This is a genomic window from Mycoplasmopsis phocirhinis (assembly GCF_004216495.1).
Lineage (GTDB): Bacteria > Bacillota_I > Bacilli_A > Mycoplasmatales > Metamycoplasmataceae > Mycoplasmopsis > Mycoplasmopsis phocirhinis.
In genome coordinates this window covers 824,158-849,497 of sequence record NZ_CP034841.1, presented here as the reverse complement: position 1 = coordinate 849,497, position 25,340 = coordinate 824,158, and the positions used below count along the sequence as shown (strand labels likewise).

The following is a 25,340-nucleotide window of genomic DNA, read 5'->3' as shown; positions in this document are numbered from 1 at the left end:
GTGTTTTTAGTCATTTAAATCATCAAATATTGGTTTAAATGGTTCGTTTTTATCATTATTAGCAGTATTATTATTGATTTTTTCAATAAAATCAGCATCGTTAATTTTATTGATTTGTTTAATGTTATTTGCGAATATATCCAAAAATTGCGTGCCAGTATTATTAAAAAAAATATCTGCGTTTTGAGTAATGTATTCTTTATAGTCTTTATTATTTTCACGAATCGCTTTCACTATCAAATCATTAAAATCATCTTTAAATTGTTGTGTGTATTTTGGATATTTTTCTAAATCTAATTTAAATGAATAATACTCATGTTCAAGTATACCGTTTTGAGTTGATTTTTTTCTTATATAATTTTTGTTGTCATCGTTTAAATTTTGGTTTAAAGAAGAAACTAGGATGTCGTATATTTTGCTTTGCGTTTGTCCTTTTTGAGTGCCGATATTTTTAAAACCTCCATTTTTTTCAACGCTTTCAACATACAATTTAATTAAATCCGGATGTTCAATAATTACATAAAAAAGTCGGTCAATAAAACTAGGCAAAATAGTGTTTTTTTGATTAATAATGTAGTTATTTTCGGCTATATTTAAGTCATAATCATTCACATTTGAATAATAATCATCAATGTCGTTTAATTCTAAATCTAATAAATTATCAAAAACTTGTGAATTAGAAAAATTTGAGGGATAGTTATTAAAATTGTCGTTTTTAAATTCGGGTTTAAATTTAAATTCATCATTGAATTTGTTCGAAAAATAATTTAGTATTGCTGTGTCACTATATTGAATATAATCGTTAAAATCAACAACAAAGTTCTTAATATTATTCAAAGAATTATTACCATAAGCAATTAAATTGTGTTGCGTTTTATAATAATTAAAAATAAAATCTAACGCGTCAGGAGCTGAATTGATCATTTGTAAAAGATGCTCTTTGCCAAATTTTTTTAAAATTTCATCCGGGTCTAGCGACGTGTGATTTTGAACAATTTTTACGTCTATGTTGTTAGACAAAAGAAATTTTGCTGATTTTAAAGTAGCTTTTTGGCCAGCATCATCACCATCTAAAAATATAATAATTGTTTTGTTTTGAATTAATTTTAAGTGATTAGATGTTAAAGCAGTCCCCATTAAAGCGACAGAGTTATTGATACCACATTTAGCAAGAGCAATAACATCAAAAAAACCTTCAACTAAAATAAAACTATTATTATCGGCATAATTTTTTGCTTGATGATAATTATATAAAATTTCAGATTTTTTAAATATTGACGAATCTTTACTATTTATATATTTAGGCTTAATATCAGCAATTAAACTACGAGCACTAAAACCAACAATACTGCCGTTGTTGTCGCGGATGCCAAACATAATACGATCTTTAAATGTTAAATTCTGTGTCTGTAAATTAAATAAACCTGACTTAACAAAATTATCAATATTATTTTTGATTTCGTCTCCATAAAGAATGTTAAAATGATTTTCATTAGCATAACCTATGTCGAATCTTTCTAAAATATCATCATTAAGATCACGGTTAGTAAAAAACTCTTTCAAAGTTGAGTTTTTAATTTTTTTAAACTCAACTTTATAAAATGCATTCACTTTTTCTAATAACTCAATAATTTGAAGATCACTTTGAGTATAATGTTGAGTTGGTTTATTAAATAAGTTGTTTTCATAACTAACGTTATGTTCGTCTGCTATAGTTTTCATTGCTTCAAAATAATTAATTTTTTTATATTTTGAAACAAAATTTATGACGTTACCACCAACCTGGCAAACAAAACATTTAAAAATTTGTTTTGTTGTATTAATATTCATTGAGGGCGAAGAATCATCGTGAAAAGGACATAAACAAACATAACTTTGACCTTTTTTAGACAAAGTTATGTATTTACTGATTTCATCTGCTATGTCAATGTTATTGATTATATAATGGTGCAATTCTGTTTGGTTTTTATTCATATTTATATGTGCAATAAAATTTCATTAATTTTAATTCTTTTTTGCTGCATTGAATCGCGCTCACGCAATGTAAGTGTATCATCATTTAAAGTTTCAAAATCAACAGTTAAACAATATGGAGTTCCAATAGCGTCTTGACGACGATATCTTTTGCCAATAGAAGCGGTTTCATCGTAAGTTACAGCAATACCTTTATCAAGCAGCATTTGATAAATTTTATTTGCTGTTTCATTGAGTTTTTTAACTAGTGGCAAAACAGCAACGCGATACGGAGCTATATTTTTATCAAAACGCATTACAAGTCTAGTTTCGTTTTCTAATTTTTCTTCATCGTAAGCTTCAATTAAAATAGCAAACATTAAGCGGTCTAAACCCATCGAAGGTTCAATTACGTAAGGTATAAATTTTTCATTTGTATTTGGATCTAAATACTCAAGATTTTCACCAGTGGCATTTTGGTGAGCGTTTAAATCAAAATTAGTTCTATTTGCTATACCTAATAATTCACCTCAACCAAATGGGAATTGATACTCAATATCACTGGTAGCAGAAGAATAATGTGATAATTCATCTTGTTCGTGAGCCCTTAAACGAATATTTTGATCGCTTAAACCCAATTTTTTTACAAAATTTAATGATTTTTGGATGTAGTAATGAAATAATTCATCAGCTTGGTTGGGATGGGTAAAAATTTCTAATTCCATTTGTTCAAATTCACGTGTTCTAAATATAAAATTACCAGGAGTCACTTCATTTCTAAAACTTTTTCCAACTTGACCTATCCCCATAGGTAATCTAGCTCTCATAGAACGTTGTACATTTTTAAAATTGACCATTATTCCTTGTGTTGTTTCAGGTCGTAAATAAATTTTGCTTTTAGATTCTTCCGTTGCACCCTGTTTGGTTTCAAACATTAAATTGAATTTTTTAATATCACTTCATTGAGTTTTTGAACCATCATATTCGGACAAGTTTTCAACCAAAAATTGCTTCATTTGTTCAAAAGACATTGTTTCAGCAACAATATTAGGATTTATTTCTTCAATTAATTTATCAGCACGATATCTTTTTCCGTTTACTTTATTTTCAATCAACGGGTCATTAAAATTAATCACATGTCCTGAAGTTACTCAAACTTCTGGGTTCATTAAAATTTTTGAATCGAGTAAAAAATTGTTTTTTTCACTTTGAATAAAGTAACGCTTTCAAATTTGTTCGATATTATCCTTTAAAGTTGCTCCTAAAGGACCGTAATCTCAAGTATTTGCAAGCCCGCCATAAATTTCACTTCCTTGAAAAACAAAACCTGAGGTTTTTAGATGATTTATCAATGTGTTTATGTTTTTTTCTTTATTCAGCATATAACCTCAGTTCGTTTTAAAATTTAGAAAATATCTATATTATTTATTATTTCATAAGCCCGTAGACCTACCAAAATCAATAGCACCACAAGAATTAATGACACCACAACAAGTGATAAAATTCACCAGAATTTTTTAGGTTTTGATAAGTAGCGAGATGGTTTAAGTTTTTTATTAGAATCAACTACAAATGTTTGAGTTTCGTGAACAGTAATATCACACTCACTTGCACACTCACAATTTGTCTCGCACTCTTCTTTGTTGCATGAATTTTGAACTTCTTCACTTTGAACAAATTCCACAAATTCATTATTTTCTGTTTTATCTTGATGTTCAATAACTTCTTCATCAACCATAATTGGCTCAACAACACTATTTTCAACTAGCATTTCGTTCATTAAATGTTGTTCATGTTCAGAAGAATCTTCTATAGAATTAGTTTCAAGATTTTGAACACTTAAAATTGGGTACGAATATTCATTCGCAACATTAAATACTACCTGTTTATTTTCATGAAGAATAAACGATGTTTGGTAATTTAAAAAATCGTTTTCATTTATATTTAATAATGCTAAACCATTATTATCAGGTGTATCAGCAGCAGTATAATCAATTACTAAATTATTTAAAATATTGTCAAAGTTTCGATTTACATCATCGTAGACTAATTGCGTTTCTTGCTTATATGAATATGAGTCATGAGTTAATAAATCATCAACCAATTCTTGAACATCGTTTAAGTTTTGCTTTGTTCTGAAGTAGTCTGCTTGACTAACAGTTTGACGCTTAAAGTTAGTGTTAATTTTCTCTAATTTGTGTGAATATTTAGTTAAAGCATCTAATAAATCTTTTTCTGGTAATGAGGTGTAATGAGCCAAATCTAAATATTGATTAAATTCTGTTTGTGTCAATACATCGCTATGATCAAGAATTAGATTTTCTTCGTTTATTTTAGTTTCTTCGATAAATTCTACTGGTGTTGTTTCGTTTTCATTTGTATTAGTTTCTATATCGCTATTTTCAACTGCTTGAACTTCTGTTACACAACAAGTTTTTTCACAATCAGTTGGACAAGAATAATCTTCCTCTGTGATGTTTTGTGTTTCGGCCATATCGCTATTTTCAACCGCTTGAACTTGCACTAAACAACAAGATTTTTCACAATCAGCTGGACAAGAAAAATCAGTTTCTGAACAAACGAATTCAGTCAATATTGGATATTGATATTTATCAACAGCTACAAAAATTACGAATTTGTCTTCAACAATAACAAATGATGTCAAATACGATGTTAGAGAAAATTGTTGTTCAGTATCTAGTTTATGATAAGCTCTCGTGTCAGGTGAATCTGAAGCTGTATAATCAATCACATATTTGGTAAATAAAAGGTTAAAATTATTAACAATTGAAGCATATAAACTCTTAACTTCTTCTAAATAATTAAATCTCGAAATAGTTAATAAATCATCAATTAAATCTTCAACTTGGTTAAAATTAGACTTAATTCTAAAATAATCAGTTTGACTTATTGTCTGTTTTTTTGTTGCTTGAACAATTGCACTAAGTTTTGAATCGTAATTTAGTATCGCTTTATAAATTTCATTTTGTTCTAATCTTGTTAAATATTCAGTATTTAATAAAATATTTTTGTCTTTATTCATATAATCCTCTTCCGTTTGTTCCTTTACTTTTTTGAAAAGACAAAAAAGACCGGCAATATAATTTATTATATTAAATTATAATATATATGATATTTTTTTTGCTACCTAAATAAATTTTTTTAATGCTAAATAAAATTATTGATTGAGCTTTACAATATAAACATAATTAAATTTTGTTAGTTCACATATTCTTTTATAATTCAATCATGAACAAAAAAGGTGACATTTTATTTGGTAAAATTATCCATATCAGTGCTGATAATTTAACGGTATTAACTAATAAAAAATATATTTTTACAATTCCGAAAAATTTAGTTACTGACTTTGAGTGAAAGAATCTTTTTTGCGAATTTAATTTAAAGGATAAAATTAACTTTTACGTAGAAGAAATTAATCATGAAAATCAAACAGGAATTGGCAATTTTAAACAAAACCACCCATATTTTTGCAAAAAACCATTTAATGAAGAACTTAAAGAAACAAAACACGGATTTAAAACACTAAAAAATTCAATTACCAAAGAAATAGAAAAATATGAAAATGAGGTAGTTAATGCCGAAATTAACAATTAAGCCACATAATTACTATCCCGATTTTACTAACGAAAGTTTAGTAAAAAAAGGTGTTGATATTTTAAAAGAAATCAAATTTAAGACAATTGATGGTTTTGAACATTTTGGGTTTCACGAACTAGCTTTAAATTTTGGTCTAAATAACACAAATGAATTGAATGAGTTTGCCAAAAATGTTATTAAACATAATTGTGAAAATATCATAATTTTTTCTGATACTAGAACTAAAAATAATTTTGAAAGTGCTTATAATTTTGTATTAAGAAATGACATTTTGTTTAAACATAAAATTAAATTTTTTTTTGTTTGCGAAGATGATGCAATTCAAAATTGATTTAGTTTTTTTCAATATAGCAAAAAAAATATAAATTTAGCTAATACTGCTTTTATTTTAAGCAAAATGAATAAATTCAACAATAAATTTATTGAATTTATCAAAATTTTTTACAATTTTGTACAGCAAAATTTTGGTTATTACAAAACCTTAAATAATTCTTTTTTTGTTGGAAGAGAAAATGCCGAAAAAACAATTAAATTTTTAAATATAGAAGAAAAAAACATTTTAATTACACCAGATATTTTGCACCATCGTTTTGCTTTTTTTAATGAAATAAATTTATTGTTAATGTTAATTAAAGGCTTGAACATCAACGAAATTCTACAAGGTTATACCGTGGCAACACTTGATTTTGTTTCAGAAAATATCAAAAATAATTTTGCATTCCAATACGCTTATATTTGTTCAGTGATAAAAAAAGAACGCAAACAAAACTTATTAATTGGCTCTTCACCAGAATTTATTGATATTTTTGCGTTATATTCGCGAATGAATAATGAAAAAGATTTTAAAAACAACAAATGAACAAACTCAATAATTTTTCCTAATGATATTTACACATATTCAACATACTCTCTCGGAATGAATTCAGCTTATTTTGCGACATTTGTAAAATTTGATAAATTTAAAAATGATTATAGAATTTCGCCTGAATTAAGTTTCGATGATGGAGTACCTAAATTACAACAAAATAGACTTAGTCAATTTACCAATATTAGTAATAACGGTATAGTCACTACATTATCTGAAATTATAAATATCCCTCTCGTTCAAATTAATTTAGCAGAAAATAATGAATCTGTTTTAGGTACATTTATTTGCTTTTTGTATTGGTCAATAATATATGAATCTTATTTGAATAAACAAAATCCGTTTGAATTAAACTAAAATCAGGAGTAAAAATGAAAACAATAAATTTAAAACTTGATAAGGCAATTAATACCCAAAATTTACTTAAATTTCAAGATAAAATCAATAAAATTCACAATGCTTTAATTAATAAAAATGTTATTGAAAAAGATTGACTTGGTTGATATGAACTTCCTTTCAATATTAATATTGAAGAATATAATAAAATGAAAAAAATAGCACAAAAATGGAAAAATATGAATGTTGAAGTGGTTGTTGTTATCGGCATTGGTGGTTCATATTTAGGAGCAGCTGCTGGTTATGAATTTATTTATGGTCCATATAATTCAAATAAAAATGCTATTGAATTAATTTTTAGTGGTAATTCACTTAGTTCAGACTCACTAACAGCACAATTACTTTATGTTGAAAACAAAAAATTTGCAATAAATGTTATCTCTAAAAGTGGTAAAACACTTGAAACAAGTATAGCATTTCGTGAATTTAGAAAATTATTAGAGACAAAAGTAGGCACCATTAGAGCTAAAGAATTAATTGTGGCCACTACGGATAAATCACAAGGAATACTATATGATTTAGCTACTAAAAAAGAGTATGAAAAATTAATTATCCCTTCTGATATAGGTGGGCGTTTTAGCGTATTAAGTCCAGTAGGTTTATTCCCATTTATGTGTGCTGACATTAATACCGACGAAATACTTAAAGGTGCTCAAAAAGCAGTTTTAGATAATAACAATCCAGATTTGAATGTTAACAATGCTTATTCGTACGCCTTAACAAGATATATTATGGGAAAACATTATTCAATAGAATTATTAATTAGTTATGAGCCAAAATTAAAATTTTTCCAGGAATGATGAAAACAATTATTTGCTGAAAGTGAAGGAAAGAATGGTCGTGGTATATTTCCTGCTTCTTCACAATTTTCAACAGATTTACATTCAATTGGTCAATTCATTCAAGAAGGTTCTAAAATTTTATTTGAAACTAATTTAGTGCTTAAAAATCCTAATAACAATTATTATTTAACCAAGCAAAGCGAAGATGTTGAGAAATTAAATTACCTCGATGGAAAATCTGTTCATAAAATAAATTGAGCAATATTCGATGCAACGATTAAAGCTCATCATGAAACTTCAAAAATACCAAATATTATTATTGAATTTGAAAAAATGGACGAATTTAATCTAGGTTATTTATTCCAATTTTTTATGATTTCATTAACAATGTCTGCATATTTATTGGGAGTTAATCCTTTTAATCAACCAGGTGTTGAAGTATATAAAAACAATATGACCAAAACCTTAAACGAAATTTAAAATATCAGTTCTACTGATATTTTAAATATTATTTTTTATTTTCTAAATTTAATTCATTTAAAACTTTGTCTATAGAATTTTGCTCAATTTCATTTATTAATTCTTTTTCGCTTGTAAATTCGGCAGTATTATCTATAGAATCATACAACGCTTGTTGAAGTGGGTCGTAACCATTATTTGAATAATTAGCGTCAAAATTATTCGAATTTCGTTGATAATTAGACTCTTTATTTAATTCAATGAGTTCAGTTTCACCTGGTTCATCAAATTCAAAATTTTCGTTTTCAATTTGTGAATATGATGTTGGTTTAGCAACATCATTATTCAATTCCATTAAATTAGTTTGAGAAGGTTCATCAAAATCTTCAAAATCTAAATTGGCAAATTGGTTATCTCTATCTTCATTAATTTTGTTTTTGAATTCATTTTCATAATTTTGTTTAAGATTGTTTTTTTCATCAAAAACTTGGGTTGATGGATTTGGTTGCTCATTAATATTTTGCTCATTTTTGTCTTTTTGATCCAAAACATCTGTATTTAATTTAGCATTAATGTTGTCATTTAAAATCTCTTGTGTTACATTTAAATTTTCAATAGATTCACTCAATAAAGTTTTTGAAGTATTAGACTGATTTAACGAATTTTGTTTTAATATTTCGTCAATATCATAAACATCATCAAATTCTGTTTTATCATAATTATTTTCTTTTATAAATTCGTTTATATCGTCTAAATTTTTATTCATTTTCATTATTTCAGGTGAATTTTCAATTGTTAAATTTTGAATTTTGTTAAATTCGTTATCAACTTCACTAATGATATTTTGATCTTTAACATTTTGTGTGTTTGTTGATTTTTCAACATTAGTTTGGGGTTTGGTATTTGAAATATCAAAATCATTAACAGATTCATTTTTGGAAACATTCTCAATAGTTTCGTGTATTAAATTTTCATTATTAACGTTATTTATTGTTGTTTGCGAATGAGTTAAATCATTTTTATCTATAAACATTTCAATGCTATTTTCACTAAGATCGGCATAATCATTATTTTCAAAATAACTATCAGGCAAACTTATTAAACTAATAATTTCATCTAATTTTTGTTTATTTTGTTCTCACAATGTTCTGTCAAAATTAAAAGTTTTGTATTGTTTAGAAGCAATAAATTTAATAGTGTCATTAAATTTTAAATATTCACTTGGATTGTCAGCATATTTATAATCATCGACAATTAAAGCAAAAATATTTTCCTCACCTTTTTTTAACATTAAATCCACATTCATAGTTCCTAAATTGTAATGGGTGTGTAATTGAATTCAAGGTTTACCTTTAATTAAATCAAGAATATATTCTTTGATTTCAATAAATAAATCGCTTTCTTCATAATTTGATTTTAAATCAATACCACGTGTTTGCTCTAAATCAATTGATAAAAATTCTTTTCTTTCTTGGTCACTTAATTCCAAAAATTCCAATCATTTTTTAAAAGTTTCCATATCTTCATTGATACCATTTAAACCATTAATATTTACATCACTTGAATGTAATGATTTAATAACTATCATTTTTTCTTTAGCTCTTGAAATAGCAACATTTAAAGCATTACGACCACCAGGACGCCCAACATAAGTTGAATAAATTTTAGCATTTGAATCATAACCTAATGTTGCAACCACTAAATCAGCTTCATCACCTTGAATATTTTCAATATTTCTCAACAATAAAATATCAGTTCTTAAAGCATTTTCAAGAATAGGTTTAGTTTCAAAAATTGTTTTAGTAATTACTTCTTGTTGTTTTGCATTAAAACATAATAAAATTATTTTTTTGTATTTTTTTAAATTTTTTTCAACTATATCAAGAGCAATTTTAACTTCGCTTAAGTTTTGTGAATCAACTCATTCGCCGTTAGCTTCAATTACTTCAATTGCTTTAGATTGCGAAGTTACATATGCTGAATCGATAACATCAAGATTTGAATTATAAAAATGTTTTGAACTAAAAGTCATTAGCGAAGCATGATTTGAACGATAATTTTTGTTTAACAAAATTGTGTGAACACCGGTATTTTTAGCAAAATCCAACAACGACTCAGTAATACCATACACAGTTTCTTCATCTGTTACTCTAATTCCAAATCAATTTGATGGTTTCATTTGTTGATCATCACCGGCTAAAATTTTAATTTTAGCTAAATATAAAACCGGCAAACCTTTTTCAATAAAAATTTGGCTTGATTCATCCATTATTGCATAATTAAATTCTTCTCTTTGTCAAGCAGATAAATCTGCTTCAGGTGTTACTATAATAATAGGGAAGATTTTCTTAATAATACGAGCAAAATTACTGATAAATTTATAAGGTTCGGTTTGTCCATTTCTTATAGTTAGTGCAAATTCTCCATATGCTTGTTTATCTTCATCACTTAATGTTTCATAACGTTGAACCACTAAACGAGCAACATATTTTTTTATTTGTTCAGCATCACTTACTTGAGCTTTATCTTGAGGAGGTAAAATTGATAAAAGCGAGCGAATAAATTTAAAATCAGATATTTCGCTATTTCTAGTGATGTTAACTAAATGCTTAATATTTATTTTTGAACCATTAAATTTTTCAAATAAATTATTAGCAATATTCAAAATTGTTTTACGTTTTTTATCAAATAATTTTAAAAAGTTAAAGCCGTTGTTTTTTAGCATTCATTTTTCAATTTCTTTTTTATCATTAAATTTAATTAATTCAGGATATTGGTAAAAATCAGGTAAGGTTAAAATAAATTCCCATTTTTGCTCATCTAAATCTTCTAAATATGAATTAATTTGAGGAATAATTCGTGCAATTTCGACAAATCTAGAATCTTTAGCATAATTGCCAATTTCTCTAATATATCTTAATTCCTTATTGTTTAAAACTCGCAAGGCTTTTAATTTAACATCATCATTAAAATGTTCAATATAATCAATATACTCTTGTAAAGGTTTATAAAATGATTTTTTGCTTGCTTCAGCGGAATTAAACATAAATAAACAAAATTGTTTTAAGGGACCCATTCTATTAGCAATAACTTCTAAAGCTGCTTTTTTTTGCGAACACACAACAGCGCTACGACCATAAATTAAAATATTGGTAATTAAATTAACAATTGTTTGCGATTTTCCTGTGCCCGGTGGGCCTCATATAACTGTATTTTGAAGCAAAGATGAAGCAATTGCTTGATCTTGACTAAAATTTGTTGGCGAAATTTTAAATAAACTTTTTTTAGGGTCTAGAATCATTTCATCAATTTTTTTTATATAACTATTTTTGTTAAATGAAACTGGAATAATAGTTTTGATAGCATCTTTTTCTATAATTTCTATCATTCTGTTTCTAATATAACCACCGGCTGGCTGAAATAAACCTAAAACAATACCTGGGGCAAAACTTAAAGCTTCGTTTGTGATTTGTTCGGGAATTAATTGTTCAAAATTAGCTCCTATTTCAGTTATGTCTGGGTAAGTGTTGACTCAATTTTTTTTCACATCATCATATAATTCTTTAATAGTTTGGCGAGAAAATTTAGAGTTAGTGTCTACGTCAAAATTGTAATGTTTTAGCAAGAAAAATAATTTATCGTTGGGTTTAATTTCACCTTTTGAAAATAATTTGGGACGTGCATTTTCAAATTCTAAATAAGCTTCTTTTAAAAATAAAGGAGCATAGATTGATTTATCACCCACATTAACTTTAACATATAAAAAACCTAAATGTATTGGCCAAATATTGCTTTGTTCATTGATTTCTTTAGCTCTATTAAAAAACATTTTTCATTTAATTGATTGTTTTTGGAATTGCATTTCCAATTCTTCAGTGATTTTTGCTATTCCTTGAATAAAATCTTTTTTTAATAAACGCTTTTTAATTTCACTTATTTCTAAATCAAAATCAGCAATTATTTGCATTACTTCTGTGTAGTCATGGGCTTGAATAATTTTATCTTTAGCATGTTTTAATCTTTCTTCAATTAACTCAATTTTAAAATCTTTTTTTGTATATATTTTTTCAAAAGCTTTTTGTCCAAACATTTTGAAAAAATCAAAAAAATAATAGTTGTCTACCCGGGTAAATACTGCTTTATCATTAGGGCTTAAATCCAATAAATTATTGAGAATTGCTTCAAATTTTTTTTGTTTATTACTAAACATACACCCCCTTAGTTGTTTAAGTTAAATAATTATAAAATAATATATAACTTAAATAGATATTTATTTAATTTTTGTATTAAACATTTGGCGTTTAAAATAAAAATTTCACCGCGCAGTGAAATAAATTAACGTAATTTTTTGCTTTTAACCACTTCAACAATTGAAAGTAAAAACGAAATGGTAGAAAAAATAAACATAGTGATAAATTGGGAATTTAAAAAGTACGAAGCAAATTGATTTTTTGAATATTGTGCTATGTCAAAATTTAATCATTTAGTTGCGGTTAATAACATATAAAATAGTGAAATAATTGCTAATATTATCATCAAGATTGGAATAGCAATTCTTCTTTTAAATAAATTAATTACTGAATAAATTACTGCCAAAAATACTCAAATTAAAATTAAAGCAACTAAACCAAAACCGTGAAAAACACCAAATAAAAAAGCTAATTTAAAAGGATATTGAATCGAAGAATTGGCTATTGTTTTGTAAAACTCAATAGTTTGTGAAGTATTACGAAAAAAATTAGTTGTAACTGAACTTATCCCACTGAAATGATACAAAACAAAATTTGATTCCGAGGAGTCATTTTTTGTATAAAAATTAATTATCATTTGTTCAATAAAAGGGATTATTAAAACAATCATTAAAAAAATAGATATCAGCAAAATTTGTTTGAATTTTCTCATTTTTACTCCTTTATATTCAATAAATTCTTTAATTGTTCATCATATTGATATATTCTTTGTTCATATAATTCAGTAGCAAAAGGAGGTTTAGTTTGTGTATGAACTCATAAAATTACTAAATAATTAACTAACATTTTATGGCGCAATAAAAATATTTCGTTGTAATCGCCATATGCTTGTAAAAATTTATGTTCTACCGCTTTATCCATATTGCTTGCTTCAATAATATAAGCTAATTCGAAATGTTTATCACCTAAAGTAGCATATTCTCAATCAATAAAAAAGATTTTATCATCTTGTTCTATCATATTAAAAGGCCATAAATCATTATGTAAAGGGGTGTCTTTGTGCATATTGGCTAAAGTTTTATTAATTGGGCGATAAAATTCATCTAAGACCTTAAGTTTGCGCTGTGAGCGTTTTAATTCATTACGATAAAATTTAACTCTAGCAGCGTGATTTGAGGGTGGAAATGATAATTTTGACTCGTGAATTGATTTAACTTGTTTAGCAATCAATTCCACGTTATTTAAAGTAATTGAAGGTTGTTGACCATCTATAAATTTTCACATAATTTCACTTTTATTTTCACATAGCAATTCAGGGACAAAATCAAATTTTTTTAACAAAGTATAATCAATTTTATGATTAAAGCCATTGTACACTTTTTCTTGGATAAATTTATCTTTATAGCGATATGAAATATTCGTGTGTCCCTTTTTTATTTTTATTTTCATATGTCTCCTTCATTAATATAATAAATTTAATTATAATAAATAATATATTAAAATTTAATTGCAAATTTTCAATTTTAAGGAGTGATTGTATGGACAAATCAAAAATAAGAAACTTCGCAATTATTGCTCATATTGACCACGGTAAAAGCACGTTAGCTGATCGTATTTTAGAATTAACTGAAACAGTGGCGAAAAGAGATTTAGAAGCCCAAATTTTAGACACAATGGATCTTGAACGTGAGCGAGGTATTACAATAAAATTAAACGCAGTACAAATTAAATACAAAGACTTTATTTTTCATTTAATTGACACACCTGGCCATGTTGATTTTACATATGAAGTTTCACGTTCTTTAGCCGCTACCGAAGGTGCATTATTAATTGTCGATGCAACACAAGGAATTGAAGCTCAAACACTAGCCAATGTCTATTTAGCTTTGGAAAATAATTTAACAATCATTCCAATTATCAATAAAGTAGATTTACCTTCTGCTGATATTGAACGAACAAAAGCTGAAATTGAAAATGTGATTGGTTTATCTACTGAAAATGCTGTTGCTGTATCAGCAAAAACGGGTCTAAATATTGACAAAGTTTTAGAGGCAATAGAAAAATATATACCTTCTCCAATAGCTGATGACAATAAACCTCTAAAAGCCTTAATTTTTGACTCTTATTTTGATGAATATCGTGGCGTGGTGATGCTTGTAAGAATAGTTGAAGGTAAATTACACAAAAACGACAAAATTAAATTTATGTCAAATAATAAAATCAATCAAGTTGCTGAATTAGGTGTTAAAAGTCCTTGAGAGGTTAAAAAAGAATACCTTGAAGCAGGTGAAGTTGGCTGAATTGCTGCAACTATTCGCGATGCCCGCGAAGTTAGTGTGGGTGATACAATAACTTTAGTAGACAATCCAGCCGAAAAACCTTTACCAGGCTACAAGAAAAAACAACCGGTTGTGTTTACTGGTTTTTATCCTGTTGATACTCGTGATTATATGGAATTAAAAGAAAGTTTGGAAAAAATTGCTTTAAGTGACAGTTCAATATCATGAGAACAGGAAACTTCTAAAGCTCTTGGTTTTGGTTTCAGGGTAGGATTTTTAGGTATGCTCCATATGGAAATATTACAAGAAAGGTTGAATCGTGAATATAAAATTGGTGTCATAGCCACTTCGCCTTCAGTAGAATACAAAGTATATCGAACAAACGCTAAATTAGAAATGATATCAAATCCTGCTCTTTTACCCGATAAAACATATATCGATCGTATTGAAGAACCGTATATATTTGCTACAATTATTGTGCCAGATAATTATATTGGTAATGTGATGGAACTGTGTCAAGGTAAGCGAGGAATTTATCGTGATATGGAAACTTTAGATGGAAATCGCAGTAAAATTTCATATGAAATGCCTTTGGCTGAAATAGTAGTTGATTTTTTTGATAAATTGAAATCTTCAACAAAAGGTTATGCTTCATTTGAATATGATTTATACGATTATAAAGAAACAGATTTAGTTAAAGTAGATGTGATGTTAAACGGTGATAAAATTGACGCATTCACGATTATTACGCACCGCGACAATGCATATATTCGTGGTCGCGAGTTGTGCCAAAAACTAAAAGAAGCAATACCAAGACAAAATTTTGAAATTCCAGTTCAAGCAGCAATTGGGGGTAAAATTATTGCTCGTGAAACCATTAAAGCTTACCGCAAAGATGTAACTGCAAAACTATATGGTGGCGATGTCACTCGTCGGCAAAAATTACTAAAAAAACAAAAAGAAGGTAAAAAGAAAATGAAAATGCTAGGTTCAGTTGAAGTTCCACAAGAAGCATTTTTAAAAATTCTTAAAACTAATATAGATTAAATTTGAGGGTAAAAAATGGAAAAAATTATTTATGTAGATAAACCACTTGATGAATACAATTCATATCGTGAAAAAAACAATCAAAAAACTGATGAATATTTTGAAGAATTAACGCGTATTTCAAAAATTGATGTTGAACAAAACCGTGCTCAAACAAAAAAAATCAATAATTTAGCATCTAAACTTAACCAAGCAAAAAATAGACATAAAAAAATTAAATTAGGCAGCATAATCAATCTAGTTCTATTTATTCTTGCCTTTATAGTTGGTGCAATATCAATTTGATTAGGCGTTGAATTTTCAAAAACAAAATTAAATGTAGCAACCATTTCAATAGCAACTGTTAGTTGTGCCGTTGGCTTAACTTTATTTATTATTCATTTTGCTGTAATTTTAAAAAATCTTAAAAATGCTAGCAAACATTGACAGAATTTACAACAACAACTTAACGAAGAAACCGAAATCGGTTTAGAACAAACAGCACCACTTCGTAATTTATTTACACACGGAATGAAAGTAAAATTATTTCGTGAAACAATGCCATTTATTAAATTGGAACAATTTTTCAAAAATGAACAATTAGCTAAAATGAGACAAGAATATGGTTTAGGTGAATTAAGTGATTTAGAAAGTACAGTTGAGTATGTTCAATCCGGCGAAATTTATGGTAACCCTTTTCTTTTTGCTCGTGTGTTAAATCACGAAATGAGTGAAAAAACCTATACAGGGACTTTAACAATCAGATGAACTGAAAGAAGCACTGATTTTAACGGTAATTCAAAACTAGTGACTAAAACAGAAGTTTTACACGCCAGCGTAACTAAACCATATCCTTTATACACATATAACACTAAATTTATATGAGGTTCACAATCTGCTCCTGATTTAACATTTTCACGTGACTATGCCCATATTGAGCGCAAAAATGATTCTGAAATTAAAAAACTGGTTAAAGCCACCGAAAAAACATTAAAAAAACAAGAAGAAATCAATATCAATTTTACTTCCCTACCTAACACTGAATTTGAAGCATTTTTTAATGCTTTAGACCGCAATGATCAAACTCAATTTAGATTGTTATTTACACCATTAGCACAGCAAAATATAACTAAATTATTGCGTGATAAAACAGTAGGTTATGGAGATGATTTTAGTTATATTAAACACCATAAAATCAATATTATAGAACCAGAACATTTATATAATGCCTCTTTACTAGATGATTTAAGTGTGTATTACAGTTATAGTTATGATACTATTAAAGATACATTTAATGCACAAATGCAAGATTATTTTAAACACATCTATTTCACTTTTGCCCCAATGCTTTCAATTCCAATTTTTCAGCAAACTAAATCGTTAGATTTTATTTACAATGACTGAATTAAAGGCAATTTAAACCAATACGAACACGAACACCAATTATCTTATCTACCAAGAAATTTATTTACGCATAATTTAGTCAAAACAAATTCAATTTTAAAAACTCATTATATGCATAGCGAAGACGAACAAGATACAGTTAAAGTTAGTTCATTTGGTTATGATATAAAACCGCAAGTTGAATATGTATCAGTTTATGGTGGCGATGGACATTATCACAATGTGCCAGTTAAATGAGACGAGTATATTCGCTATGATAACGATGTAATTGCCAATATAACCAAAATTAACTCTGATCCAACAGAGCGAAGTGCTTATAATGACGAAATTAATCAAAAAGTAAAACAAAGTGAAAATAACAACCATAAACCAATATTTTCAGCGAAGTCAATAATTAATATATTATAATTATCTCGCAAATAAAAATTGAAGGAGAAAAAATGGCAAATCAGTTAGACGAAATGAACGGACCAGTATTAGAAAATGGTCATGACGTCAATGTAATAAACAAACGTATTCAAATTAAAACTGGAGTTGGCTCAATAATATTTGAAGTTTTGCTTTGAGTTTTATTCATTATTCCGGGAATTGTGTTTTTATACAAAAAAACAAAAGCTAAAAACCGTTTAGCACAACTAGAGCAAAAAATCCAACATAATGCTTCACAAATTGATAATTTTTTAGAGCAAAGAGTACAAATTCTAACAAATGCTGCTTCAATTTTATCTAAAGCAATTGATTTAAATGAAAACAGTAGCTGCTTATCGTAGTGGGGTAAGTTTAAACGATGAATCAAGATCGCAAGTATCTACCTCAATTGATTCAGCATTAGGTTCAATTAATGTTCAATTAGAAAATTATCCAGAATTAAAAGCACACGGTGAATTAAGAGATGTTTTACAACAAAATTCATACTTACAAAAAGAAATAACAGCAGCTAGAGACTTGTATAATGATACTGTATTCCAGTGAAATAGAGAAGTTAATGAATGACCTACAAAAATGATAGTTGCTTCAAAATTAGGTTATACTACAAGAATTCCTTTCGCTGCTTCACAAGAAACTAAACAACAAGCAAGAAAAGATTTTTTTAAATAATTTAAACAACTTATAACCAAAAATTAGCATTATCCAATGCTAATTTTTTATACAAATTAAATCAGGCAACATAATTAAAACAAATTAAAAGCAAAATTAAGTTTTTGGTAAAATATACATACTTAAATTAATGGAGGTAATATGTCTTTAAAAGCAGGAATTGTAGGTTTGCCAAACGTTGGCAAAAGCACTTTATTTAGTGCTTTAACAAAATATCAAGTTGAAGCAAGTAATTATGCTTTCACCACAATAGAGCCAAACATTAGCAGTGTTCCTTTAAAAGATTCGCGTTTATACGAATTGGCTTCATTAGTTAAGCCTAATAAAATTGTACCAGCCACTTTTGATTTTGTGGATATCGCTGGTTTAGTCCAGGGAGCTTCACGTGGTGAAGGTTTAGGTAATAAGTTTTTAGGTAATATTCGCGAAGTAGATGCAATTATTCATGTTGTACGTTGTTTTGAAAATAAAGACATAATGCATGTTGCTAATGAAATTAATCCTGTCAATGATAAAGAAGTAATTAATTTAGAATTAATTTTAGCTGACCTTGAAACAGTTAAAAACATTCTAAATCGTATTGCTAAAAAAGCTAAAGCAGGCGATAAATCAGCACTCTTGGAACAAAATTTATGTGTTAAATTACAACAAAATTTAGAAAATTCTATACCAATTAGACAAATAAAAAATTTTAGTGATGAAGAACAAAAAATTATGCGCGGTTATCATTTATTAACAGCTAAACCAATGATTTATGTTGCGAATTTATCAAGTGAGCAAATTGCTAATTACCAAAATGACCATATATATAATAAATTTATTCAATCTTTAAATCAAGACGATAAAGTTTTAGCTATTAGTGTTCAATTAGAAAGCGAAATAACTCAAATGAATGAAGATGAAGCCAATGAATGGTTGAATTCCTATGATATTAAATTTAGTGGTTTAGACTTACTGACACGCGAAGCATTTGATTTATTAAAACTAAAAACATATTTTACCGTTGGACAAATAGAAGTTAGAGCTTGAGTGTTTAATGACGGAATGTTAGCGCCTCAATGTGCCGGAATTATACATAGTGATTTTGAAAAAAAATTTATAAAAGCTGATGTAATTAGTTATGATGATTTTATCAGTTACGGTTCTGAAAACGCAGTAAAAGCAGCTGGTAAAATTCGTTCGGAAGGTAAAAATTATCCAATAAAAGACGGAGATATTTGTCATTTTAAATTTGGAAAATAATTATGTCATTGGACATAATCTGGGGGTTTAGTATAATGGTAGTACTGCAGTCTCCAAAACTGCTTGCAAGGGTTCGATTCCTTTAACCCCTGCCATATGTTATTGCACCTTGTCAAAAGTATTTAATCTACTTTTGACATTTTTATTTCTTATCTAATATAGTTTCACTTTTAATCATTTCATTAAATTTGTCTTCTGTAATTCGATGAGGTAATTTAAGATTTTGATATGTTAGTTTAACATTTTTAAACGCATTAAAATTAATCTTTTTTATTACGGATATTTCAACAAATTGAAGCGAAACATTATCAGCAAAGGCTAAATAACCTATTTCAATTGTTTGAGGAGCCACAATTTTAAATAATGATTGGCAATTCTCAAAAGCATGATTACCGATTTTAATTACATTTGGCATCGTTATACTTGTTAAATATTGATTGTTTTTAAAAGCAATATCGTTAATTATTTTTACGTTTTTATTCAAGATCAGATCTGCTTTTGCAGTTTTTGCATCTATTAAAATACCATTTATAATAGCTAAATTCTGTGGGTGATCCGCAATTAAAAATTTTAAAAATTCAGTATTATTAAAGACATTAATACCAATCTTTTCAATATTATCTAACTTAATATTTTTTAAATTTAAACAATTATTAAACGCTAAATCATTAATTTCAGTTGCCTTATGAATATTTATATTGATTAAAGATTGACATTCACTAAAAGCATTAACACCAATTTTTCTAACTTTAGGCATTTCAACGTTAGTCAAATTTTTACAACCACTAAATGCTCATTGACCTATTTCAATTACATTTGGAGCAATTAGAGTCATTAATGAATGACAATTTTCAAAAACTTCTCCACTTATAATTTTTATTTCATCGGGTAAAAGTAAATGATCTTTAACATTTTTAGCACCAATTAAAATCCCATTAAATATTGCTAAATTTTGTGCATTATATTTTAATAATTTATGTAAAAAAATAGTATTTTCAAAAACACTTGCACCTATTTGATTGATATTTGGCATAATAATTCTATTTAGTAAGTGACAATTTTTAAACGCATAATCGTCAATGTTTTCAGCGTTTTTTAAATTGATATTTCTTAGTGATCTACAATTTTGAAAAGCTGCTTTAGCTATTGTTTTTGTATTTATAAGTTCTACTTTTTTTAATGAATAACAATTCAAAAATGCTTCTTCACCGATATATTCAACATTTGGGGCCATTATTTTTACTAAATATTTATTGTTTTCAAAAGCATAATTGTCGATTGCAAAAACCTTTGGCATAGATAAATTGACTACTCTTACATGTTTAAGAATGTTTAATTCTTCTTTTAACATTCATTTTATTCAAAAGTAATTTTTTATCTGTTTGACAATGGTGTATTTATTGATATTATTTGCTAATTTTAAAACTTCAATATAACCTTGAGCTATATATTTTTTTATATTAGCATAATCAATAGTTAAATATTTTATGTTCGCCATCCTTACCTTTTTAGACTTTAAATTTAATAATATTTAGAGTTTTTAACAACATTTATACTGAAAAAAGCGTCAAAACAAGTTATTTTATTTGTCTTGGTTCATAAGTATTCTATAATAATTTATATAGAAACAAAAGGGGTAGATATGAAAAATAAAAACATTTTTAAAAAATTTTTAATAGGTGCTGTTGCTTCAACTACAGTAATGCCTATCATTGCTATAAGTTGTAGTTCTAAAACTAATAAAGAAGAAGATGTCGAAAAAATCAGGCAAGAATATAAACAAAATAATATTGAATATAATCAAAAAATGGTTGAATTTGCTCAAAAATTAAATCAACTTAAACAAAAACTAAACAAAGCAAATGAAAATGAAAAATTAGAAATTGAAAATAGTATTTTTGATTTGTTTTTTGAAGCCAACACAGTTCTTAAACCATTGGTTAAAAAATATAATTTATTATTCACAAAATTAAGACAAGCAGAAAAATCACAAAATTCAAAATTAAGAAGTGTCAAAATTTTTCACTCTAACGATGAACACGGTCGTTTAGAATTTGACGATTCTAGATTTAATCGTTATAGCGGAATGATTGAAACTTCCAAATATTTAGCCGATAAAAATCGTGATTTATTGTTGTCAGCAGGTGATTTAATTCAAGGTTTGCCTTTATCCGATTCGGACAAAGGTAAAACCATAACTGAAATTGCTAAGTATATGCGATACGACTCAATAGCTGTTGGTAATCATGAATTCGATTATGGTTTGGAACACATTTTAAATTTAAATAAAAATTCAAGCCAAAGTAAACACGGAGTTGTCACACCATTTATTTCTGCTAATATTTACTATAAAGATTTAAGTAATTTAGCAACTAAACCAGATGGCTATGACCAAAATAAAGTTGGCAAAAGAGTTTTTGAGCCTTATATTATAAAACAATTAGAAAATGGAATTAAAGTAGCAATTTTTGCTCTAACTACACCTGATACCGTATATACATCACATCCGAGAAATTCGGCCCTAGTTGAATTTAGAGATCCTGTTGAATCTTCTAAACAAGTAATTGCTGAAATTAAAAAAGCTCACCCTGAAATTCAATTTATAATCGCTACTACACATCTAGGAACCGGTAGAAATGAGGCTAAATGAACTTCAGAATATTTAGCACAAAACAGTCCCCAAGATTTAGACTTAATTTTAGATGGGCACAGCCATACATATGTTGAAATAAACAAAAAAAATGCCCCTAAAAAAAATATTTATATAACCCAGACCGAAGCATATACTAAATATTTAGGTGATATTGATTTAACTTTCAATAATCAAACAGGCAAAATTGAAGAAGTTCACCAAGTCTTAAGAAATATTGACCAAATTGAAATATATAATGCCGACTTAAGCCTAAGATTAGTTCAAAGACTAAAAAAAGCTTTTGATAAAGATAATAAAGTAGTTGCTTTTACTTCACCTGGTGTATTTGAACATACAACAACAAAAGAAATTGATAATACCCCTTATTGAATTGGTCGAATTTTACCTACTTCATTAGGTGTGTTTGCTGCCGATTCAATTGCATGAGGTTTTATTAAAGAAAAACCTTGAACATCTCACCAAGGTTGAACTCCTGCCAGTCTTGATAATTCAATTGGTTTAGTTAATGGTGGCGGTTTAAGAGCAAACTTTGCCCAAGGTGAAATTTCTAAAGGTGATGCGTTATCTGTTAGTCCTTTTGGTAATCGAATCTCAACAGTAAGAGTAAAAGGCGAAGTTTTAACAAATGTACTAAAACATGGTTTATCTAGAGGTAGATCTGGTGGTTTTGCGCAATTATCGAGCAATGTGGCTTACACAGTAAATGTTGTGCAAAAATTAAACGAAAAAACACAAAAACAAGAATATGTTTGAGTACCAGATGAAACCTCATTCAAAATTAACAATAAAAATATTGAACCACAAACATATTACTATATCACAACAAATGACTTTATTTTAGCCGGTGGTGATGGATATTCGATGATTGACACTACGAAAGTTAAAACAATTGATTTAGCGTACGAAGGAGATAAATATATTAATACCTTAATAGATTTTGCCAAACTAACAACAGATCCAACTAAAAAAGATAGTTTAGATAATTCTCAATTTGAAAGAGCAATGAGCGAATATTTAAACGAAACTTTACGTTCACAACAAAAAGTTATTATCCCTGATCAAGCATACACCAATTCTATTGCCGAACCGACAAATAGATAATATTAAAATTTCGACCAAACATCTTACAATCGCTGTTTGGTCGAAATTTTTAATTTTAACTTAGTTAAATAAAACTTAATATTCAAATAATTATTGCGATTTTGAGGTTAAATAAAGGTTATAAGATAATGACTTATCAAAAGCTAAAATATCTAGTCATTTACTTTGGTTTTGAATTTTTTGCTTGATATGATCGTGCTTCTTTTTATTATTAATTTCTTTGATATGTTCTAATTTATACACAAAACTATTAATTAACATTAAAATCATAAAAACATATAAGCCTGCAAAACTAAATAATGTAACTATTATTGCGTATACAATATTTCAACTTTTAAGTGAGTTTTGGGCAAAGGGAAATACTTTGTTTGCTCATAAAAATGAAATAATTACAGTAATTATTGAACTTATCACCATAATTAAATAATAAATCCGACCAAAATGACGATATTTTTCGTATTTATTTTTCACTAATTTTTGCATATAATTCATTATACTAAAAGTTTAATTGATCATTTGAAATAAAAAAACCACTATAAAAGTGGTTAAAACTATTTCTCTACAATTACTCATTGTAAATTGTTTGTTTGTTGTTTGTCTAAAAATGATTTAAATTCATTTTTGTACTTAAATTGTTTAAAATCTTGCACAACAACAACACTTTTATGTGATTCAATAAAATTAAAATTTTGAATTGTTTTTAATTGTTTCATTGCTTTTTCCGGGCTTAAATTTTCTAAATCTTTTAGGTATAACATATATAAATTGTCATTTTGCGATAATTGTGGCAATTTAACATAATCAGTTGTATAAATCACATTTTCAAATAATTTATATGATGAATCGTTAGAAGTAAAACTATTTTTAGCTGAGTTTAAGTTTGTTAAATATCTTTTTGTTGAGACTTTTTTATCGTAAGCGTAAAAAATACCTCAAACTACAAAACCCAATACAACGAACCCTAAATATGAGCTGATGATAATAATTGAAGAAGCATCATAATTTTCGCCAACAATAGGCGGGAATAATGTTACTAATGCGATAAAAGCAATTAGCGTAGCAACAATTATATAAATAATACGCTCTCACATTGGGATTTTTAATTCTTTATTCTTAAATGAAATCGTTAAAATAGCAATTACGGCAAATAAGTATTGAATAAAGAAGACTAAATTACCAGCCTGTAAAATGGTTCCAAAACGATCAGAAACATTAAATAAGCTTGGAATAATTGAAAATACAATCATCGCCAAAACTGTAATTATTGTTACAAATATTGTCGCATTACGGTGTGTACCGTTTTTATCTCTTTTAGCTAAACTGTATGGTAAAAAACCATCTTGAGCTAAAGGCACAACTGTCTTAGCGTAATATACCATTGAAAAAACTGTTGAAGTTATTTGTCTAAATAATAATGATATTGCAAACACGATTAAACCTGAAATACCAAAGGCTCTATGTAATAGTGCTGCAACAAAATTTGAGTTATTAGTTTCAATTTGAGGAACAAAATTGAAAATAATGTAAAACACTGTATAAATAGCAATGATAATACCAAATAAACTTAAAAGAATTCGTCTAAAATTTTTTGTATTAACTTCGCTAGATAATCCAGCCAATCCTTCTACTCCCCCATAAGAGTAAATAAAATTCAAAATTGATGTAATTAAAATATAAGGTGAAACTTTAGTTAGATTTTTTTTATCTAAAAGTTGAATGTGAGGATTTCTTATTGCTAAATAAATAATTCCCACAAACATTATTGCTATTCCTATTCATTTAACAATAGCAGTGGCTGTTATAACCTTTTTTGACACATTCAAACTCATTGCTGAAATAATTGTTAAAATTACAAAAAAGGCCAAAGAACCAAATTGCATCAATAGTTGATACTGTTGTGATTTAATAAATAACGACGCAATTCCAGAAAAAAACAAAGGCGTTGTTGCTGAAAACAGTGGAGCTTGCATAAATTGATTCCAACCATTTGCAAACCAGACAGGTCTAGCTTTTGGAAACGCTTCTTTAACATATGCGTATGAACCACCAATTTGGGTGCCATAAAGTTGTGCCCCACGAGCAAATGCTAACATAACTCCACCAGCAATTAACGCAGTTAGAGCAAAAATTAAAATACCTCATTGACCTGTTTTTATAACACTTGAAATTGTTGCTATAAAACCAAACCCAACAATATAATTTATTCCATAAAAAATAAATGTTTTTTCGTTAAATTTTTTATTCATAATTCCTTTCTACTAACAATAACATTGT

At 27.3% G+C, this 25,340-nt stretch carries 18 protein-coding genes and 1 tRNA gene; 10 read left to right on the top strand and 9 right to left on the bottom strand.

Annotated features, from left to right (window positions below):
• Positions 1–6: 6 nt before the first annotated feature.
• From dnaG to EG856_RS03555, 3 genes are read right to left on the bottom strand one after another with little or no spacing between them, the layout of a single operon-like run.
• Positions 7–1,974 (bottom strand): DNA primase, encoded by a 1,968-nt coding sequence (gene dnaG, locus EG856_RS03565; protein WP_130429743.1) that lies wholly within the window; start codon positions 1,972–1,974, stop codon positions 7–9.
• Between the two features lie 2 nt (positions 1,975–1,976).
• Positions 1,977–3,335, bottom strand: a complete 1,359-nt coding sequence (locus tag EG856_RS03560; protein ID WP_130429742.1) for a glycine--tRNA ligase — start codon at positions 3,333–3,335, stop codon at positions 1,977–1,979.
• Between the two features lie 23 nt (positions 3,336–3,358).
• Complete coding sequence (locus EG856_RS03555; protein ID WP_130429741.1) at positions 3,359–4,996, bottom strand: hypothetical protein; 1,638 nt, start codon at positions 4,994–4,996, stop codon at positions 3,359–3,361.
• A 206-nt stretch (positions 4,997–5,202) separates the two neighbouring features.
• Between EG856_RS03555 and EG856_RS03550 the strand changes: the two genes are divergently transcribed.
• From EG856_RS03550 to EG856_RS03540, 3 genes are read left to right on the top strand one after another with little or no spacing between them, the layout of a single operon-like run.
• A complete protein-coding gene (locus EG856_RS03550; protein WP_130429740.1) occupies positions 5,203–5,568 on the top strand; it encodes an RNA-binding protein in 366 nt (121 codons plus the stop codon).
• Positions 5,549–6,793: a glucose-6-phosphate isomerase gene (locus tag EG856_RS03545; protein ID WP_130429739.1), complete on the top strand. Its 1,245-nt coding sequence runs from the start codon at positions 5,549–5,551 to the stop codon at positions 6,791–6,793. Before EG856_RS03550 ends, EG856_RS03545 begins: the two co-directional genes overlap by 20 nt.
• A 14-nt stretch (positions 6,794–6,807) precedes the next feature.
• The gene (locus tag EG856_RS03540; RefSeq protein ID WP_130429738.1) at positions 6,808–8,094 is read left to right on the top strand and encodes a glucose-6-phosphate isomerase; all 1,287 of its coding nucleotides are present in this window, start codon (positions 6,808–6,810) and stop codon (positions 8,092–8,094) included.
• A 28-nt stretch (positions 8,095–8,122) separates the two neighbouring features.
• On the opposite strand, the gene EG856_RS03535 is transcribed toward EG856_RS03540, so the two are convergent.
• The 3 genes from EG856_RS03535 to EG856_RS03525 form a co-directional block, all read right to left on the bottom strand.
• Positions 8,123–12,283 carry a DEAD/DEAH box helicase gene (locus EG856_RS03535; protein ID WP_130429737.1) on the bottom strand — a complete coding sequence of 1,387 codons (4,161 nt, stop codon included), beginning with the start codon at positions 12,281–12,283 and terminating at the stop codon, positions 8,123–8,125.
• A 125-nt stretch (positions 12,284–12,408) separates the two neighbouring features.
• Positions 12,409–12,975 carry a hypothetical protein gene (locus tag EG856_RS03530; protein ID WP_130429736.1) on the bottom strand — a complete coding sequence of 189 codons (567 nt, stop codon included), beginning with the start codon at positions 12,973–12,975 and terminating at the stop codon, positions 12,409–12,411.
• 2 nt (positions 12,976–12,977) lie between these two features.
• Positions 12,978–13,712, bottom strand: a complete 735-nt coding sequence (locus EG856_RS03525) for a phosphotransferase (RefSeq protein WP_130429735.1) — start codon at positions 13,710–13,712, stop codon at positions 12,978–12,980.
• 89 nt (positions 13,713–13,801) lie between these two features.
• Between EG856_RS03525 and lepA the strand changes: the two genes are divergently transcribed.
• From lepA to EG856_RS03500, 6 genes are all read left to right on the top strand, one after another.
• Complete coding sequence (gene lepA / locus EG856_RS03520) at positions 13,802–15,589, top strand: translation elongation factor 4 (protein ID WP_130429734.1); 1,788 nt, start codon at positions 13,802–13,804, stop codon at positions 15,587–15,589.
• A 15-nt stretch (positions 15,590–15,604) separates the two neighbouring features.
• Positions 15,605–17,380 carry an MAG1210 family protein gene (locus EG856_RS03515; protein ID WP_130429733.1) on the top strand — a complete coding sequence of 592 codons (1,776 nt, stop codon included), beginning with the start codon at positions 15,605–15,607 and terminating at the stop codon, positions 17,378–17,380.
• A gap of 32 nt (positions 17,381–17,412) precedes the next feature.
• On the top strand, positions 17,413–17,742 hold the full coding sequence (locus tag EG856_RS03690; RefSeq protein ID WP_318025452.1) for a hypothetical protein: 330 nt from the start codon (positions 17,413–17,415) through the stop codon (positions 17,740–17,742).
• The gene (locus tag EG856_RS03685; RefSeq protein WP_318025451.1) at positions 17,717–18,070 is read left to right on the top strand and encodes a LemA family protein; all 354 of its coding nucleotides are present in this window, start codon (positions 17,717–17,719) and stop codon (positions 18,068–18,070) included. Before EG856_RS03690 ends, EG856_RS03685 begins: the two co-directional genes overlap by 26 nt.
• Before the next feature lie 141 nt (positions 18,071–18,211).
• Entirely contained in the window at positions 18,212–19,312 is a 1,101-nt protein-coding gene (ychF, locus tag EG856_RS03505; RefSeq protein WP_130429732.1) for a redox-regulated ATPase YchF, read from the top strand.
• Between the two features lie 21 nt (positions 19,313–19,333).
• Positions 19,334–19,407 (top strand) — tRNA-Trp (locus tag EG856_RS03500).
• Between the two features lie 47 nt (positions 19,408–19,454).
• Here EG856_RS03500 and EG856_RS03495 read toward each other — a convergent pair.
• Positions 19,455–20,810 (bottom strand): leucine-rich repeat domain-containing protein, encoded by a 1,356-nt coding sequence (locus EG856_RS03495; protein ID WP_130429731.1) that lies wholly within the window; start codon positions 20,808–20,810, stop codon positions 19,455–19,457.
• Between the two features lie 144 nt (positions 20,811–20,954).
• Between EG856_RS03495 and EG856_RS03490 the strand changes: the two genes are divergently transcribed.
• The gene (locus EG856_RS03490; RefSeq protein ID WP_130429730.1) at positions 20,955–23,066 is read left to right on the top strand and encodes a bifunctional metallophosphatase/5'-nucleotidase; all 2,112 of its coding nucleotides are present in this window, start codon (positions 20,955–20,957) and stop codon (positions 23,064–23,066) included.
• 90 nt (positions 23,067–23,156) lie between these two features.
• Here the strand turns inward: EG856_RS03490 and EG856_RS03485 are convergent, their stop codons facing one another.
• Positions 23,157–23,549 (bottom strand): hypothetical protein, encoded by a 393-nt coding sequence (locus tag EG856_RS03485; protein ID WP_130429729.1) that lies wholly within the window; start codon positions 23,547–23,549, stop codon positions 23,157–23,159.
• A gap of 68 nt (positions 23,550–23,617) precedes the next feature.
• Positions 23,618–25,312: an APC family permease gene (locus EG856_RS03480; RefSeq protein WP_130429728.1), complete on the bottom strand. Its 1,695-nt coding sequence runs from the start codon at positions 25,310–25,312 to the stop codon at positions 23,618–23,620.
• Between the last annotated feature and the right edge of the window lie 28 nt (positions 25,313–25,340).